The sequence below is a fragment of the Thermus sp. FJN-A genome, assembly GCF_054655095.1.
Window position 1 is genome coordinate 1 of record NZ_BAAHSC010000119.1, and the last position, 375, is coordinate 375.

1 protein-coding gene is annotated in these 375 nt (G+C 76.5%); it reads left to right on the top strand.

Going from position 1 to position 375, the window contains the following annotated elements; translation table 11 throughout:
* Positions 1-375, top strand: a 375-nt coding sequence (locus ACYQ0J_RS00605) for a tetratricopeptide repeat protein (RefSeq protein ID WP_460170265.1), incomplete at both ends; no start/stop codon positions are given.

The window sequence follows — 375 nt, forward strand, 5'->3', positions numbered from 1 at the left end:
CCGGGCCGGGCGCTGGGAGGAGGCGGAGGAGGCCTTGAGGCGGGCCCTGGACCACTTCAGCGCCCGGGAGGACCACCTGGGCCGGGCCTGGGCACTCCACGGCCTGGGGGTGGCCCACCTGCACCGGGGCAGGACGGGCTGGGCCCTGCGCCGGGCGGAGGAGGCTTTGGCCGTGGTCCGGGCCAAGTCCCTGGGAGGCTTCCGGAGCCGGGTCCTTGTCCTCCTCTCCTCCGTCCACCGGGCCAGGGGGGAGCTGAGGGAGGCCCTCTTCCGGGCCGAGCAGGCGGTGGCGGGGAGGCTGGACCCGGACGACCGGGTGGTGGCCCTGAGGGCCCTCGGCACCACCCTGCGGCTTCTGGGGAAGCCCGCTCAAGG